This is a genomic window from Lysinibacillus sp. NPDC096382, assembly GCF_044762845.1.
Taxonomy (GTDB): domain Bacteria; phylum Bacillota; class Bacilli; order Bacillales_A; family Planococcaceae; genus Lysinibacillus.
The window spans coordinates 113,545-131,349 of record NZ_JBIWFC010000014.1 but is presented as its reverse complement, the minus strand read 5'-3'; the positions used below and the strand labels follow the sequence as shown (position 1 = coordinate 131,349).

The following is a 17,805-nucleotide window of genomic DNA, read 5'->3' as shown; positions in this document are numbered from 1 at the left end:
GAGTCACAGTGCCAAATGAAAAAAGCGAGGTATTCAACGATTTAATCGTTGAATACCTCGCAATGTGAAAAGATATAGACTTTTTCAGTGCCCTCCCGTTTGGTTCGTCAGTTTTTTCGTTATGGCTAAGGTAAAAATCCGCAAAGATATAAGGGGTTGGCGCGCCCATATGACGAAGCGGATTTTTACTAGAAGCCCTTCATTCAATCATTTTGAAATAGTATATGGACACAAACAAACTAGATTTTGGGGATTTAGAACGGATATTTTATGGTGATAAAATTTATTGGTGCGTTAACACATCCTCAATCAAAAATGCAATATAGAGATTTGTTTTTGTAAATGGGTTGCTTAAGTCCATATCTAATAGCGTTTCTACTTTTTTTATTTTATAAAGTACTGTGTTGCGATGAATAAATAGACGCTCACTAATCCTACGGGTACTTCCATTTTCATCGAGATAAATGCGTAGAAATTGTCCATAATCTGAGTTATGCAATTCATCATAGCGATAAAGCTGACCTAAGATGTCTTGGCTATATGATTTGATTAATGTTTGATTTTGCACGGCCATGATAATTTTGTAGGCACCAATTTCTTTATATTTATATAGGAAGCGATTGTTATGAAGCTTTGCTAATTGGATGACTGTTAATGACTCATTATAGCTTTTGCGGACATTTTCAAGCTCTTTATGATAATTTCCTTTACCTATGATAATATCCAAGTAACCATTTTTTTGCGTAATTTTGTCGTAAATTTCTTCAACAACTTTTGAGAAGGGAGTATTTGGTGTATTGATTTGTGCTCTGTCGATTAAAAAGATGAGGTGATTTTTATGTTTAAGTTTTAAGAAGCGTTTATATCTATTTTGAAATGCAAATTGGATCATGACCTCGTAACGGTCAATATTAGCTTGTGCACCATTTGTTGTACATGAAATAATGGCTAGTTCCCTACCTTGTGGAAAACCTAGTAGTGCTAATTGATCTTTAATATAGTTGGCGTTTTGTTTGTAGTGAAAAAGTAAGTTATAAAGAACCTTTTCTTCGATAGAAAGCTCTTGATGGTGATTGGCGATAAATTGAAATGTTGTTTTTAATAGATCGGCTATTCGATAATTCCATGGCATGTGAAAAATAGGGAAATCATGTTCATTGGCAAAAGAGGTAACTGATTCTGGTATATTTGGAATATATGGGCCGGTATTAATAATGAAACCAGCTACTTTTTTAGTGAAAGCTAGTTTTACGAGTTGCTCTAAGGAATCTCCATCAGAAGATAAATTAATACCTGTAGTCACGACTAATTCATTAGGTCTACAAAACATAATTAAATCGATGCTTTCTACTACGTTAATACCTGTAACTCTTCGATACGTTCCGTTATGTCCAGCTACTAATGTTAGCATTGGGAATTGAACTCCCTCTACAATTTTGCGAATTGTCCCCATTTTCGCCCCCCTTATTATGAACATAACTTACCATATATTATGTGCAGATGCACATATTTTTTTAGTTTGCTATCTATATCTCATAATTTTTATCTTTTATAGAATGTGTATAACTACTGTGAAAGAGAGGACTTGCATATGTATAAGTGTAATAGTAGACGATTGCAAGAGTTAATTGAACAATTTAGTCAATTTGGAGCTACTGAAAATGGTGGCGTAACTCGTTTGTCTCTTTCGAATGAGGATGTATTAGCAAGAAACTATTTTTGTGAGTGTTGTGATGAATTAGGGATGGACATCAAAATCGATGATATGGGTAATGTTTATGCCATTTTACCTGGGAAAAAGGATGTTCCTCCAATTGTTATGGGGTCGCATTTAGATTCCGTTGAAAAGGGTGGGAAATTTGATGGTGTATTAGGCGTTTTAACGGCTATTGAGGCCATTAGAACATTAAAAGAAAACGAGATTGAGCTAGATATCCCGATAATGATTGTGAATTTCACGAATGAAGAAGGTGCTCGTTTTGATCCAGCCATGATGAGTTCTGGAGTTATTTCAGCGAAATTTGATAAAGAAAAAATGCTGCAATCTATCGACAAAAACGGCACTAGTTTCAAAGAAGCACTGCAAGCAAGTGGCTATGAAGGAGATCCAGAAAATCGCTTAAAGGAAGCACTTGCTTATATTGAATTGCATATCGAACAAGGACCTGTTCTAGAGGCAAAGCAGTTGGAAATTGGCGTTGTTGAAGGTGTATTAGGTATGGTGTGCTATGAGATTACGGTTACAGGGCAGTCCAATCATGCTGGAACGACACCGATGACAATGCGTCAAGATCCGATGATCGTAACTTCAAAAATCATTTCGTATTTACATGAAGAGCTCGGAAAAATCGATGAACAGTTAGTGTTTACATTTGGACGAATGAATGTTTCACCAAATATTCATACCGTGATACCGAACAATGTGACATTTACGATAGATTCACGTCATCAAAAACCAGAGGTCATGCAAAAGGTAGAGGCCATACTGAATAATCTTCCTACAGAGGATATGGGCTGTAGCATTAAGCCAGTTAAGCTATGGGGTAGAGATACAGTCTATTTTGATACTCATATTTGTAATGAAGTGGAAAGGGCTTGTCAGAGCTTTGGTTATACTGCTCACCGAATGTTTAGCGGGGCAGGACATGATGCGCAATACATTGCAAGCATTGTTCCATCAGCGATGATTTTCGTACCAAGTATTAATGGTAAGAGTCATTGCGAGGAAGAGGAAACAACATTTGAGGATTGTGCGAAAGGAGCAGATGTATTACTAGAAACAGTGTTGATGCTACAAACAAAGTTCAGTATGGGGGAATCTTACACGTTACATTAAAGTAGATTTTCCTAACATTGTCATGATTGAGCTTTCTCCATTATTTTACGAAGGGTGAGGGGCAGAATGAAAAAAATTATTAAAGGTGGACGAGTGGCGACAGCTGCAGATGTTTTTGAGGCAGATATTTTAATTGAAAACGGAAAAATTGTTCAAATTGGCAAAAATCTATCTGACATTGGGGCAGAAGTTATTGATGCTACTGGTAAATATGTGATGCCAGGAGGAATTGATCCTCACACACATTTAGATATGCCATTTAACAATACTGTGACTGATGATGATTGGAAATCTGGTACCATTGCAGCGGCTTTCGGTGGGACTACTACTATTTTGGATTTCTGCTTAACGGCTGGCGAGGATAAACTTTCAGCTGCAGTTGAAAAGTGGCATGACAAGGCGAAGGGGAAATCAGCCATAGACTATGGATTCCACTTAATGATTGGTGATTTAACCACTGAAACAGAAGCCGAATTGCCGCAGATCTTAGAGCAAGAGGGTATTACTTCTGTCAAGGTATTTATGGCTTATGCGAAAGAATTTCAAGCCTCGGATCGCACCCTTTTTAAAGCTTTTAAAATAGCGAAAAACCTCGGTGCTGTTGTTATGGTGCACTGTGAAAATGGTTCTGTTATTGATGAGCTTGTAGAAGAGGCGCGACGTGCAGGTCATAAGGAGCCGATTTATCATGCGCTCACTCGTCCAGCTGAATTAGAAGGCGAAGCGACAAAACGTGCGATTGAGTTAGCCCATATTGCTGGCGCTACCCTTTATGTTGTGCACGTAACTTGTAAAGAGGCAGTAGATGAGATCATTGCTGCGCGTGAAAAAGGCTATGACGTTTATGGTGAAACATGTCCACCATATTTAACTTTGGATCAATCTGCTTTAGCACAACCAGGTTTTGAGGGTGCAAAATATGTTTGGTCCCCACCACTTCGACCGAAATACCATCAGGATCATTTATGGAATGCTCTAAAAGCAAAACAACTACAAACAATTGGCTCTGACCAATGTTCATTTAGTTTTAAGGGTAAAAAGCAGTTAGGAATAAATGATTTTTCTAAAATTCCTAATGGTGGGCCTTTTATTGAAGATCGCTTTAGTATTTTATATTCAGAAGGTGTGGCAAAAGGAAAAATTTCTATCAATGAGTTTGTCGATATGATTTCCACAAGTGCAGCAAAAATATTTGGTTTATTCCCACAAAAAGGGACGATTGCAATCGGTTCTGATGCCGATATCGTTATTTTTGATCCAGAGGCAAAACGAGAAATTTCTGCGAAAACACATCATATGAACGTAGATTATAACCCATATGAGGGATGGGAAGTAACGGGTGAACCAGTAAGCGTACTAGTACGTGGCGAATATGTCATTAAAAGTAAAGAATTTGTTGGTGTACTAGGTAGCGGGCAATATATAAAACGTGCATTAAAAACAACGGCTGCAGAAGCACTAAACATTTAGCATTATCCTGCCACAAGATATTTGCAACAGCAAAGAAGGTAGGACTGCCCTGAAAAGCCCGATTCGTTCAACTAATAATCAGTGGGGATGAATAAAAACCCCACTGGTTAAAGTTTCACTTTATGACCGATTGCTTTGGATGGAGAACAGAGCAATCGGTCTCGTAATATCTTCATTAGCTGCAGAAGACTATCTATCTCTCTAGGTGGTGCTCTTTTTCAATGGTTCTAGCAGCGACAACTACGCCAAAGGGTAATAAAAAGGAAAAAATGAACACATGAGGGGGATGTGGAAATGGCTCCGAATCAAGAAAATACAATGTCCCAACAGTTAACACGTAATTTTATGGAATTGACTAGCAGGATGACAAAGAATGAAGCAATAGAGGAATCCAATCGTTGTCTATATTGCTACGATGCACCATGTATTAAAGCTTGTCCAACGAGTATTCAAATTCCAAATTTCATAAAAAAAATAGCTTCTGGTAATATGAAGGGCTCTGCTACGACTATATTAGAAGCAAATCCAATTGGTGCAAGTTGTGCAAGGGTTTGTCCAACGGAGGAACTATGTGAAGGGGCGTGTGTGTTAAATTCCTCAACAAAGCCAATTAAAATCGGAGAGCTGCAGCGCTATGCAACAGATTGGGCAATGTCAACGAGTGTTCAGCTATTTAAGCAAGGGCAAAGCAATGGACAGAAGGTAGCGATTATTGGTGCAGGTCCTGCTGGTTTATCGGCTGCGCGTGAACTCAGTCGAATTGGTTATCAGGTCACTATTTATGAAGCTGAAGCGAAAGCTGGTGGCTTAGGGAGCTTTGGTATAGTGTCGTTCCGTTTACCAAATGAAGTCGTTGATTGGGAAATTGAACAAATCGAAAAGCTTGGTGTGGAAATCAAAACGAACACAACTGTCGGTGTAGATATTGCTGCTGAAGAAATTTTGGAGCAATATGACAGTGTTATTTTAGCAGTGGGTATGGGAGCTGTGCCGAATCTGGGCATTGAAGGAGAAGATTTAGACGGTGTACATGATGCGATAGAGTTTGTCAGAAAGACAAAAATGGGACCGCTTACAAAGGATATTGTTGGGAAGCGGGTGGCTGTCATTGGTGCGGGAAATACCGCGATTGACGGTGCTACATGTGCAGTGCGCTTAGGTGCTGACAATGTTCAAATTCTTTATAGAAGAACACAAAAGGAAATGACGGCGTACAAATTTGAATATGAATTTGCCAAGCAGGATAATGTGGAGTTTAAGTGGTTAACAGCACCGAAAAAAATTATTGGTAATGAGTCAGGTGAGGTCGTAGGCATTGAATGTGTAAAAATGAGGCTCGGTGAAGCGGGTGCTGATGGTCGTCAAAGACCTGAGGAGATTAAGGGGTCCAATTTTATTATTGAAGTGGATGCAGTTATTAAGGCAATTGGGCAAACGCGTTTCGTGTCATTGATTGAAGCTTTTGGCTTACAGCATACAAATGATGTTGTCGATATTGATGAAACGACAATGCAAACTTCGAATGACAAAGTATTTGCGTGTGGAGATGTCGTTTTCGGAAATGGTCAGGGTGAGGCGATGGTTGTAACCGCTGTACAGCAAGGGAAAAACGCAGCAAAAAAGATCCATGAACGTTTAACTTCTTTCAGCAAAGTGTCTATTGTACCGAAAGCGTAGCGACAGGTACAGATGAGTTGCAGAACCTCCCATCTCAATAGGTGGTGAGGTGAATGCAAGTTAAAGTTGCTTTTCAGCAGTTGTCCAAACATCCGCTGAAATAGAGGAACTCAGTCTAAGAACGCCACGTGCTGCTGACGCTACGCTTTCGCGCAAAAAACATCTGCGGCCTAAGCACAAAGCCGATTCTAGACGCAATTGTGCCGAGGCATAATTGATGAAACCAAGTGAGATTGCATAAAGGAGGAACAACTATGGCAGACTTACGTATTGACTTAGCGGGCATCAAATCGCCGAATCCATTTTGGCTTGCGTCGGCACCGCCAACGAATTCAGGCTATCAAGTACAACGTGCATTTGAAGCGGGGTGGGGTGGTGCTGTATGGAAGACATTGGGGGATCCGATTTTAAATGTTTCTTCACGCTTTGCAGCTGTTAGCTTTAACGGACAAAGAGTAGCTGGCTTCAATAATATTGAACTGATTACGGATCGTCCGTTAGAGGTGAATTTACAAGAAATTTATGAGACGAAAAAAAGGTTTCCACATCACGCAATTATCGCGTCCTTAATGGTGGAGCCAAAGCAAGAAAAATGGCATGAGATTGTTAAACGAGTAGAAGATGTGGGTGTTGATGGTCTTGAGCTTAACTTTGGCTGTCCACATGGGATGGCAGAACGAGGAATGGGGTCTGCCTCTGGTCAAGTACCTGAATTAGTGGAAAAGCAAACGTACTGGGTGAAAGAGGCAGCGAAAACTCCAGTAATTGTGAAATTAACACCGAACATTACCGATATTACGGTAACGGCAGAAGCGGCCACAAGAGGTGGAGCAGATGCTATTAGTATGATAAATACAATTAACAGCTTAGCCGGTGTCGACTTAGATACTTGGAATACAGTGCCTCATGTAGCAGGAAAGGGTGCACATGGTGGCTATTGTGGTCCTGCAGTTAAACCAATTGCACTCAATATGGTAGCAGATTGTGCTCGTAATCCATTAATTAATGTTCCTATTTCAGGCATTGGTGGTATTTCCAACTGGCAAGATGCTGCCGAGTTTATATTAATGGGCGCTACGGGCGTGCAAGTTTGTACAGCGGCGATGCATCATGGCTTTAGTATTGTTGAGGATATGGTCGATGGACTCAATAACTATTTAGACGATAAAGGCATGGCCTCTGTTATGGATTTAGTAGGTCGCTCAGTTTCCAGATATTCTAATTGGGGTGACTTGAATTTAAATTATAAAATCGTGGCGGAAATTAATAATGATGTTTGCATTAACTGTAACAAGTGCCATATTGCATGTGAGGATACATCGCATCAATGTATCGACTTATATTCAGAAGCTGGCCGCCCAATGCTGAAAGTCCGGGAGGAGGATTGTGTAGGCTGTAATTTATGCTCAATCGTTTGTCCTGTAGATGATGCCATCACAATGGTTGAACGCAAATCTACAGTTACATCAATGACTTGGAATGAACGTCAATCTTTAATTAGCAGCCTATCTAAGTAAAAAGTCTAAAATCAATTTCGCCTTGGCTTAATTGCGTTGTAGGCTTAATCTTCATTCGTCGCACTACCTTCTAAGGTGGGAGTATTTGGTCGAAGGAAGATAAACTGAAATTCCAACTTCCTTTAGCAATTTCGTTGAAGGAAGGAATAACCTCATGTAAGTTGTCACGGAAATTTTTATAAAAAGGAGAGATTATATGGAACGTGATGGGAATTATTTAAAATCCCCAGATTTACTTCCAGTGACACATCAACAAAGAAATATTGGAACATTTGGTTTTGCAGTAATTTGGATAGGGATGGCAATTGTATTAGCGGCTTTTGCAATCGGTGGAACGGCCATCATAAGCTTACCATTGCCAATGGTAATTTTAGCAACGTTGATTGGCTCTTGTCTAATTGGTGTATTTATGACGTTAATTGGAGATATAGGCATTGAACATGGCTTATCATTCCCAGTTTATATGCGTGCTCCGTTCGGTACATTTGGCACACATATTCCGTCACTTGTAAGGGGTGTAACAGCCGCCTGTTGGTTCGGTCTGAATACTTATTTTGGAGCATTAGCGATAAACGGCATTTTAAATTTACTATTTAGTGTTGATAATTGGTTTGTCTGTTTCATTGTCTTTGCAGCACTTCAGTTATTTAATACATCACTAGGTATTAAATCTATTGAACGCTTTGCAGATTTAGCAGCACCAGTTATCATTTTAATTTCCTGCTGGATGTATTATACATTGGCAGATAATGCAGTAGCTCAAGGGAAAAATATTTGGACGTGGGTGGAAGCGCCAACAACAGGATTCTCAGCCTTCACGGCATTTATGGTAGTGATTATGGCGAATATGGGATTTTGGTCGACGCTAGCAGCCGATATGCCTTCACTGTCACGCTTCTTTAAAGCACCAAAAAATGAACGCAGCTGGTTCAAACGCAATAAAACACAGCTGGTCGGCTCATTAATCGTCATGCCGATTACAAATACTTTCATAGTGACAATTGGTGCTGTGTGCTATATGGCTGTTGCCTCTGCTGATCCGATCAATGCACTACAGCAAAGTGCAAGTGGCTTTATTTTAGGAATCTTATTGTTAATGATTGTATTAGCACAATGGTCGACTAACACCTCTGCAAATGTTATCCCGGCTGCAACAATTTTCTCGAATATCGGTGGGCCAAAAGTGCCGTTTTGGGTAGGGGTTGTTATTGCAGGAATCATTGGTATTCTAGCACAACCATGGAGTTTATTTAATGTGTTAGTCAATGCACTTTTAATTATCGGAGGAATTTTAACTGCGATTGTTGGTATTTTATTTGCCGATTATTATTTAATCCGTAAACGTCGTGTGCATGTAAAAGCACTTTATGACTTAGATGGTCAGTTTAAATATTTGAAGGGCTTTAACTTAGCTGGTTTAATCGCTTGGATTATCGGTGGTGCAGTGGCAAATATATTTTCCACTTATTCTTCATTAGTAGGGTTCTTTGTAGGGGCACTTGTATATTATGTATTAGCGAAGTATTGGTGGTTCAAAAAATACCCTCAAGCTGAGCTAGAGGATCCAAGTGATGCAAAATATTTAGGAATTACAGTCGGTCACAATTTGGATGAACTATTTGGACAGCAGCAAACGCCTGCTCCAACTGTTGTTCCAGAAGAGAATGATGTCGTTGAACAACCAGATCCGCTGCTAGAAATCGAAGGTCTGAATAAAAATTAACCACCCAAGATATTCACAAAAAAGGTGAGGTGATTGCATGTCAGAACATCAACAAAGCACAGAGGAAATAAAAAAAGTAGATCAGTATTTAGATAGTGGCTATAAAATCAAATATGTTTATGAAAATCTAAGTGGAATGTTTGTAGAATTTGCCCGTCAAGAAGAGGTTATTCTGATGCAAATTCTAACAGCAGATGCCCGCAAATACTTCTCAGCAAAGCTCCAAGAACAGACGTTGTTACAATAACAAAAAAACTCTATTCCATTCACGCCTTTCATGATGGGATAGAGTTTTTTTACGTATGTTTTTACTCAAAGCTGGTTGGTTTATAGCTATAACCAGTTGAAAGTATTTCTCACATGGTGGATAGAACCGTCAAAGTAATGGATAGAACAGCCAAGGCGACGGAAAGAACCGCCAAAGCGAAGGAAAGAACAAGCAAAGCGGAAAGAAGAGCTGAAGTGACGGATGGAAAAGCCAAAGTGACGGAAAGAACCGCCAAAACGACGGATGGAAAAGTTGAAGCGACGGAAAGAACCGCCAAAGTGACTGATCGAAAAGTCAAAGTGACGGAAAGAACAGCCAAGGCGACGAAAAGAACGGCCAAGACGACGGAAAGAACAGCCAAGGCGAAGGAAAGAACAGCCCAAGCAACGGAAAGACCCAGCAGAAGTCGTAACCGTCAAAATCGTGGAAAGAACAGCCTAAGTCATCCGAAAGAACCGTCAAGGTGATGGATAGAACACCAAAATGCTTAAAATCCTTGCTTTATTATTGCTATAATCATGTTTTTCCTAAAAATACAATTGTGTTTTTCAATAGAATTGATTATTATTATAAGATAATTCATCGTAGAAAGAACTTTAGAAAGAGGCGTAATTTAGTGGCAAATAAAGAATTAAAAAGGGGATTAGATGCACGTCATATCCAAATGATTGCTCTTGGAGGAACTATTGGCGTGGGCTTGTTTATGGGGTCTGCTAACGCCATTCAATGGACAGGGCCTTCTGTGCTCCTTGCATATGGTATAGCGGGTATTTTTATTTTTTTCATTATGCGAGCAATGGGAGAAATGCTTTATATGGAGCCAAGTACTGGTTCCTTTGCAACGTTTGGCTATAAATATATACACCCATTAGCCGGTTATGTAACGGCGTGGAGTAACTGGTTTCAGTGGGTTATTGTTGGGATGTCAGAGATTATAGCAGTAGGAACGTATATGCAATATTGGTATCCTGATTTACCAGCATGGATTCCAGGTTTAATTGCAATGGTGATTTTAGGTGTAGCCAACTTTATTTCTGTTAAAACATTTGGAGAATTTGAGTTTTGGTTTGCCATGATTAAAATTGTGACGATTGTTTTAATGATTGTTGCAGGCTTTGGTCTTATTTTCTTTGGGATTGGTAACGAAGGTGTGGCACTTGGATTATCGAACCTTTGGAATCACGGAGGCTTCTTTACAGGCGGCTGGACAGGCTTCTTCTTTGCGTTATCATTAGTAGTTGCAGCCTATCAGGGCGTTGAGCTTATTGGGATTACAGCAGGAGAAGCGAAAAATCCTCAAAAAACGATTACGAATGCAATTCAAAGTATTATTTGGCGTATTTTAATATTTTATATCGGTGCAATCTTTGTCATTGTAACAGTTTATCCGTGGGATGAATTAGGTACGATCGGTAGCCCGTTTGTTGCAACATTTGCAAAGGTTGGAATTACCGCTGCGGCAGGAATTATTAATTTTGTTGTCATTACAGCGGCAATGTCAGGTTGTAATAGTGGCATTTATAGTGCGGGACGTATGTTGTATACGCTTGCTATGAATGGACAGGCACCTAAATTTTTTGCGAAGCTTTCTAGTAATGGTGTTCCTATTTTCGGCACAGTAGGCGTGCTAGTTGGTTTGGTCATCGGTGTTATTCTGAGCTATATAGCGCCAAAGAACTTATTTGTATATGTATACAGTGCAAGTGTATTACCGGGGATGATTCCTTGGTTTGTTATTTTAATAAGTCAAATACGATTTAGAAAAATAAAAGGTGAACAACTGTCAAAGCACCCATTCAAAACGCCATTTGCACCATTTACAAACTATATAACGATTGCGTTTTTAGTAATGGTGCTAATCGGTATGTGGTTTAATGAGGATACTAGAGTTTCTCTTATCGTAGGAATTATTTTTTTAGCTCTTGTTATCATTAGCTATTATGTTTTTAGAATTGGCAAAGAACGTCCAGTTAATAAATAAATGAAATGTTAAAAGGGTGTATTTCTACTATGAGATACATCCTTTTTGCTTTTGTGCACCCGTTTCGCTTTGCATATCACTCTAATTTTTAGTGATAAAATGAAACGACTTTTCTTGACCATTTTGTTTTTCACTACTGCAAAAGGGACAATCCATTAATAAATAATTGGAGTGTCCCTTTTAACTATTGTACTTTACGCATAATGAAGCTTAAATGTCTGCCAGTTTGTTTATCTTGACGGTAGGAAAAACCATCTGGGCTAAGGAATGTGCATGTTGTATCAATTAAAATCTGCTCAGTAGGAATACCTGCAAGCTCACATTGTTTTTTGACAGTTTGCTGATTATCGATATGATATTTATTTGTTTGTGCATTGTAGTACATAAAGTCCTCGGCATAGCCTAGGTTGTGGAATTTTTCATAAACATCTGCATCCACCTCAAATTTCTGCTGACTAAGTGCCATACCGATTTGGACGTGAAAATGTTGTGGATGACATTGCTCATGCTCTATCAAATGTTGGAAAAGCTTTGATGTGACTTCCTTGACGGTGCCTTGCCAGCCTGAATGAACTACGCCAATAAGGCCATTAACTTTATTATAAAAAATAACAGGTACGCAATCTGCTGTAAAACTACATAAAAGTAAATTCGGCTCTAATGTATAAAGTGCATCGGTATTACTAATGGCAGTGTCCATTTGCTCAGCGCCTCGTCCTTTATCAGAAATCGTGACTTTATGGAAATTAGCACTATGTGTTTGTTGCGTGCAAATAAAATTATTTAAGTCACAATTTAAAGTAGCTGCTAATTGTTTTCGATTTTTTAGCACATCTGCTTCATTCACACATGTATGGAGCGCCATATTGTTATGTTCCGGCTCGATGTCATCCTTTAAGGTAGTGCCTGCAATAAATTGGTCGTTATCATAATAAATTTTAGTTTTCATATTATCACCTCGTCTTACTATATATGATTGGTTAATGAATGTATAGGCGCTTACTCTTTAGAATATTTGAGCCATAAGTATTTTCTACAATTCCTATGACATAAACAATAGATTTCTTCACATATAGTATCGAAGAATGAGAATTAGAAGGAAGGAGTTTGTAGATATGACGCAAGAAAAATTCATACTGATCTTCCAATTAGGCATGTGGCTATTTTGGATTATTACATATATATTAATCATCAAACAAGGTATACAGGATAAAAGATATGGGATGCCCATGGCCGCAATTTGTGCCAATATTTCATGGGAATTTATTTTTTCATTTATGTATCCACTAAATGACTTGCAAAGGATCCTTACTTTTCTGTGGTTTCTTTTGGATATTTTCATTATGACGCAATTTTTACTTTATGGTTATAAGGAGTATAAAAAAATTATTCCGAGAAAGGTATTTTATTCATCTTTTTTCATAACACTCGTAGTAAGCTTTTTCACGATTTTAGCGCTGATGCATGAATTCAAAGATATGGCAGGCATATATGCAGCATTTTTCCAAAATCTGATGATGTCAGGGCTTTTTATCGCCTTATTCATACAGAGAGGGAACTTAAGTGGACAATCAATGGGCATAGCTGTTTGTAAAATGATCGGTACTGTGTTTGCGGCAGTTTGCTTTTATTTGTATTTTAGAACACCTTTGATTACAATTATTTCGCTTGCAATCTTTATTTATGATTGGATTTATATAGTATTGATCTATAGGTTTAAAGTGAAATATGCTAAATGAAAAAAATGATTCCGTGCCATACATCTATAAAAAATAGCGCTCTACAATTCAACTTTGTAGAGTGTTTTCATTTTATAAACAAATAAAAATGATGAAATGAAACACACTATCAGCAATACACGAATAAGATGTCTCTGTAGTATATCGATAGGGTAGGTGTTTTATTTGAAAAAGAAGTGGATAACCACATTATGTATTATTTGTACAGTTGGGCTAATTGGCTGTCAGGGGAAAATTGCGGATGAGAAAAAACAAGAACAACAAATTCAAGCGTCAGAGCAAAAAGCGGATGATGTAAAAAAGCCTGTTACCTTACAACAAGCAGAGCCAGCCGTGGTTGAAATCGAAGATCCTGCAACAAAAGCCATCATCCAAACAATTGCACCGAAAGAAATGGACTACGAACGAGATCGACAATCGTATACAGAACAAATTAAACAATTAGCAAAAGATTTGGCGCGAGGAAATGAAAAAACTACCGGCTATGATAAGCGGATGATACTCGATAAGCTAGATGATCAAGGAAAAGTAATTAAAGGTAGTCCTTTAATTGTTTTAAAAGAAAGTGACTTAGTAGAGAGAATATTAGAAGCCTCAGCAACTGGTGGTAAAGTGGAGTTGCCCTTATCTGTTACAGAAAGCGGCTATAATTTTGAAGACATTCCGTATTTAGAAGACGTAGCTGTTGGATCCTATACAACTTACTTCAATACTCATGATGTAGGAAGAAATAAAAATATTGAACTTTCTGCGAAGGCCATTAATAATGTTATCGTTGGAAGTGGAGATTATTTCTCCTTTAATACAGTTGTTGGACCTAGGGATGAAGTAAATGGTTATCAGCCTGCACCAGAAATCATCAACAAAAAGGTTGTGATGGGCATTGGGGGAGGCATCTGTCAAACGTCCTCAACCTTATTTAACGCGGTTGACCAAATACCGGTGAAATTTGTAGAACGTCACCACCATTCTTTGGATGTCGGGTATGTTCCAAAAGGAAGAGACGCTACAGTTTCCTATGGTGGTTTAGACTTTAGATTTCAAAATACAACGAACGTACCATTTTTAATTAAAGCTAGCTATAGTAAAAATTCTCTTACAATTGAGATCAGAACAGCAAAAAAATATGTCGCCAACTTGAAAAAGCCATAGTATTTTTCATAGACACTTACAATGTGTCTTTTTTTAGTTGGAACTGCAGAAAAGTTAGTGCATATTAAAGAAATATCGCTGACATTTCTTCATACATAAGTATTTAGTGTTGTCGCTTCGCTTTCGCACAGACTTGCTGCAGTTTCGTATTATCCATTTAATTAGAGTGAAAGATTGAAAATGCATTTTAAATGGAGTGGTTGATTGGAGTGAAGACTGGGCTACCCTTGGGGATTAGCGATAGGGGAACGAAGGCTAAAATATCACGTCCTATGATAACGCCTTCGTGACCAACTTCGGTGCCGCTACCGCTTCGCTTTCGCGTAAAAAACATCTGTTGGCATGGGACCTTAGAGCGAACATTGCGAGTAAAGCGGCTCATCGGACGTCCCTCGGAAAGTGCCTAGTCCGAACAGTAATTACCCCCTCGCTTTGCCGAAAAGCCATACTACTTTATTTAATAGGACACCTTCATTTCAGCGGCACAAAACTTTTTTAACTATAAAAATAGGATCATAGCCATTTTTTAATCGCTATGATCCTATTCGTTTAGATGATATTTAAAATCTCTTGTGGTGTAGCTACTTTGTACTCGGGATCTTCTTGGCATACAACTTCAATAGCGTCATATCCCCAACCAACCCAAATAATAGGCACGCCCACTTTTTTGCAGGCTATAATATCTCTTTGCTCATCACCAATGTATAAAACTTCAGAAGGGGTAATGCCTGAGTCCTTTAAAAATTTTTTTATCACTTTATCTTTTCCGAAAATACGGTTTGAACAAAGTACATTTGACACACAATGAATGCCGTTCATTTTTAGAAATTCTAAAATATTCTCTTGTGAATTAGAGGAAATAATAAGGATTTTATAGCCTCTTTTATCAATTTCCAAAAGGACTTCTTTAATGCCATCATAGAGATGAACATCATGTAATGACTGACGATATAAGCGATAAAACTGTGGTAAAATCATGGGCAATTTATACATTGGGAAGTCGAATAATTTACTGCGCTCCGCTATAGATAATTTTTTTAATGATTCGATTTCCTTTAACTCTATTCCTTTAAATTTATATTTTTGTGCAATCGTATTCCAAGCTGATGTAAACACTGCTGTAGAATCTGCCAGTGTTCCATCAAAATCAAAGATAATATATTTCATTACAAATTTTCTCCTTTATAATCTAGTTGTAAAGACGTTTTTTTCTTGAAAATGTTACTGCCTATTCAAAAAATAATGACATGATTATACAGGATATGAAACAGCGTATTGTAAATTACCATTGATGAATAATTTTTTTACTAAAGTGTAAATGTTTTTTTGATGAAAGGGAGTAAGGTATCTCCTTGGTAAATATTGTACCGAAAAATGCGTTGAAATCAATAACGAAATCATCTTTAAAATTACTATGTAATTGAATGGATAAAAAAGTACCTGTCATCCGTTGGTATTGAGCTGGGTGACAGGTACAACAATTATGAAACATCTTGTGTTGTATCTCGTTTTTTTGTTAAATAATATGCATTTACCGAGGAAGTAATAGGAATGATGAGTGCGATTCCAATGCCTGCGCAGAATATCATAATAAGTTCAGTGACAAATACTTTAGAATTAATGATTTCACCAATTGAATAAGATAAATCTTTAAACCATATGAGCAAGCTTAAATAACCACCAAAGAAAGCGAAAAATAATGTATTTGTATCTGTACCTAAAATGTCCCTTCCAATGCTTAAACCTGATGTAAATAATTTTTTTCTGCTAATGAAAGGATTATGATGAAGAATCTCATGCATGGAAGTAGCAATGGAAATAGCAACATCCAAAATTGCCCCAATCGTACTCATAATAATAACGGAAGCGCCAATTTGCACAAAATTGACGCCAATATAAAGGGAAAATATGCCGATTTCCTCGGAGGATTCTTCCCCGAATCCACGAATCATTGATTGCTCCGTTACAAAAACAATGAATAGTAATAAAATTACAATCGTAATCATTGTAGATATGAATGCAGTTACCGTTTTACTGCTCATTTCATTAATAAAAAATAAGCTAATCCAGCTAATGACGGTACAGGCAATGAGCGTTAATAAAATCGGACTATTTTTCTGACTGGTCATTAAAAAGATAGTTATAAAGAGCACTCCAAAGTTTAAAAATAAAGATAGAAAAGATCGTACACCTTTTTTCCCACCAATAACAATCATTAAAATGAATAAAATGGCAGTTAACCATACTAATACATTCATTGTTTTGCCCTCTTTCGATTAATGAAAAAAATAGAAGTGTATAAACTGATCGGAATCGTTAAGACAACACCGATTCCACCTGCTAGGGCCCTAGCTAATTCTAATGAAAGGTTCATGGAAAGTGTTTGCCCTAATGGATAAGAGTTTTTCAAATATAAAATCAACATAGGGATTGAGCCACAAATATAAACAAAAAACAAAATACTTGTAATCGTTCCCATAATGTCTTTCCCGATATCAATTCCTGAGGTTTTCAGTGCTTGGTCAGATATATCTTGGTTTTGCTCGAATAAAGCAAACATTGAAGAAGCCATTGTGATGGAGACGTCCATTACAGCTCCTAGTGCTCCAATAAATAACCCAGCCATAAAAATCACTCGATATGGGCGCGTTAAAAATTGCATTTCTTCATATCGAAGTCCGTTCTCGTTTGTGATCCACAGAACTAAAGCGCTAATCAATAGCGAAATAAATGTTCCGATAAGTGTTGCAACAATCCCTGCATATGTTTTCTCATTCAAGCCGTTAATGAGAATTAAAGAAATGACCGTAAATAAAAGAACACATACCCCGCTAATAAATATCAAATTTATATTGGAATATATATATAAATCTAAAGCGTAGGATAATACAAGAGAATTTACAATTAAACTGATGATTGAAAATAACCCTTGTTTTTTACCAACAATCAGCAAAGCAACAATAAAAATCCACGCCACTATCAAGACAAACTGATCACGTTTTACGTCTAAAATAGCCCCAGTTAAATCTCCATTTTTGTTTGTATTTGCTTTAATAGAAACAAATAATTTATTTCCAACATGGTACTCTTGATCAAAGGCTCCAGATGCTGAATACTCATTGGTAAAATGAATAAGCTTACCTTTTTTTTCACCATTTTTTAATACAGCTGTAATTTGCTGAATATATAAATGATCTTCATTTTCATACATATCGGTAACAGGGTTTGATTCTTTTAATTCCGTTTTTATAACTTCTGCAATTGGACGGTCATAAAATGCTTCATTGTGATAAACGAAAAAAACAGAAGCGATAAAGCAAATTGCGATAAAAGTATAAAATATACCTTTGTTAAAGGATTTTTTTTTCAAGATGTTTTGCAATAAAAAAACCTCCAATGTGAGAAGGGAATCTAATCATATTCGTTGCGTTCATTGTTAACG

The 17,805-nt window shown here is 37.5% G+C and carries 15 protein-coding genes; 10 read left to right on the top strand and 5 right to left on the bottom strand.

Annotated features, from left to right (window positions below; translation table 11 throughout):
• Positions 1–283 precede the first annotated feature (283 nt).
• A complete protein-coding gene (locus ACIQZA_RS18285) occupies positions 284–1,453 on the bottom strand; it encodes a PucR family transcriptional regulator (RefSeq protein ID WP_402883155.1) in 1,170 nt (389 codons plus the stop codon).
• Positions 1,454–1,591: 138 nt separating this feature from the next.
• Between ACIQZA_RS18285 and ACIQZA_RS18280 the strand changes: the two genes are divergently transcribed.
• The 8 genes from ACIQZA_RS18280 (at position 1,592) to ACIQZA_RS18245 (ending at position 11,472) form a co-directional block, all read left to right on the top strand.
• On the top strand, positions 1,592–2,836 hold the full coding sequence (locus ACIQZA_RS18280) for a Zn-dependent hydrolase (RefSeq protein ID WP_400939467.1): 1,245 nt from the start codon (positions 1,592–1,594) through the stop codon (positions 2,834–2,836).
• Between the two features lie 66 nt (positions 2,837–2,902).
• A complete protein-coding gene (gene hydA, locus ACIQZA_RS18275; protein ID WP_400939465.1) occupies positions 2,903–4,306 on the top strand; it encodes a dihydropyrimidinase in 1,404 nt (467 codons plus the stop codon).
• A 294-nt stretch (positions 4,307–4,600) separates the two neighbouring features.
• Positions 4,601–5,983 (top strand): NAD(P)-dependent oxidoreductase, encoded by a 1,383-nt coding sequence (locus tag ACIQZA_RS18270; protein WP_400939463.1) that lies wholly within the window; start codon positions 4,601–4,603, stop codon positions 5,981–5,983.
• A 254-nt stretch (positions 5,984–6,237) separates the two neighbouring features.
• Entirely contained in the window at positions 6,238–7,500 is a 1,263-nt protein-coding gene (gene preA / locus ACIQZA_RS18265) for an NAD-dependent dihydropyrimidine dehydrogenase subunit PreA (RefSeq protein ID WP_400939461.1), read from the top strand.
• 196 nt (positions 7,501–7,696) lie between these two features.
• Positions 7,697–9,223 (top strand): NCS1 family transporter, encoded by a 1,527-nt coding sequence (locus tag ACIQZA_RS18260; RefSeq protein WP_400939460.1) that lies wholly within the window; start codon positions 7,697–7,699, stop codon positions 9,221–9,223.
• A gap of 37 nt (positions 9,224–9,260) precedes the next feature.
• Positions 9,261–9,470, top strand: coding sequence for a hypothetical protein (locus ACIQZA_RS18255; RefSeq protein ID WP_132359178.1), 210 nt, complete (start codon positions 9,261–9,263; stop codon positions 9,468–9,470).
• 113 nt (positions 9,471–9,583) lie between these two features.
• Positions 9,584–9,958, top strand: coding sequence for a hypothetical protein (locus tag ACIQZA_RS18250; RefSeq protein WP_402883161.1), 375 nt, complete (start codon positions 9,584–9,586; stop codon positions 9,956–9,958).
• Between the two features lie 149 nt (positions 9,959–10,107).
• Positions 10,108–11,472 (top strand): amino acid permease, encoded by a 1,365-nt coding sequence (locus ACIQZA_RS18245; RefSeq protein WP_427495388.1) that lies wholly within the window; start codon positions 10,108–10,110, stop codon positions 11,470–11,472.
• A 184-nt stretch (positions 11,473–11,656) separates the two neighbouring features.
• Here ACIQZA_RS18245 and pgeF read toward each other — a convergent pair whose 3' ends face one another.
• On the bottom strand, positions 11,657–12,421 hold the full coding sequence (gene pgeF / locus ACIQZA_RS18240; protein WP_400939455.1) for a peptidoglycan editing factor PgeF: 765 nt from the start codon (positions 12,419–12,421) through the stop codon (positions 11,657–11,659).
• 166 nt (positions 12,422–12,587) lie between these two features.
• Between pgeF and ACIQZA_RS18235 the strand changes: the two genes are divergently transcribed.
• Both ACIQZA_RS18235 and ACIQZA_RS18230 read left to right on the top strand, forming a co-directional pair.
• On the top strand, positions 12,588–13,211 hold the full coding sequence (locus tag ACIQZA_RS18235) for a transmembrane-type terpene cyclase (RefSeq protein ID WP_400939452.1): 624 nt from the start codon (positions 12,588–12,590) through the stop codon (positions 13,209–13,211).
• Between the two features lie 165 nt (positions 13,212–13,376).
• Positions 13,377–14,363: a VanW family protein gene (locus ACIQZA_RS18230; RefSeq protein ID WP_400939450.1), complete on the top strand. Its 987-nt coding sequence runs from the start codon at positions 13,377–13,379 to the stop codon at positions 14,361–14,363.
• A gap of 549 nt (positions 14,364–14,912) precedes the next feature.
• Here ACIQZA_RS18230 and ACIQZA_RS18225 read toward each other — a convergent pair.
• The 3 genes from ACIQZA_RS18225 to ACIQZA_RS18215 form a co-directional block, all read right to left on the bottom strand.
• On the bottom strand, positions 14,913–15,530 hold the full coding sequence (locus ACIQZA_RS18225; RefSeq protein ID WP_400939448.1) for an HAD hydrolase-like protein: 618 nt from the start codon (positions 15,528–15,530) through the stop codon (positions 14,913–14,915).
• A gap of 314 nt (positions 15,531–15,844) precedes the next feature.
• Positions 15,845–16,621 carry a YibE/F family protein gene (locus ACIQZA_RS18220; protein WP_400939445.1) on the bottom strand — a complete coding sequence of 259 codons (777 nt, stop codon included), beginning with the start codon at positions 16,619–16,621 and terminating at the stop codon, positions 15,845–15,847.
• A complete protein-coding gene (locus ACIQZA_RS18215; protein ID WP_402883165.1) occupies positions 16,618–17,745 on the bottom strand; it encodes a YibE/F family protein in 1,128 nt (375 codons plus the stop codon). The genes ACIQZA_RS18220 and ACIQZA_RS18215 overlap by 4 nt, the downstream gene beginning before the upstream one ends.
• Positions 17,746–17,805 lie beyond the last annotated feature (60 nt).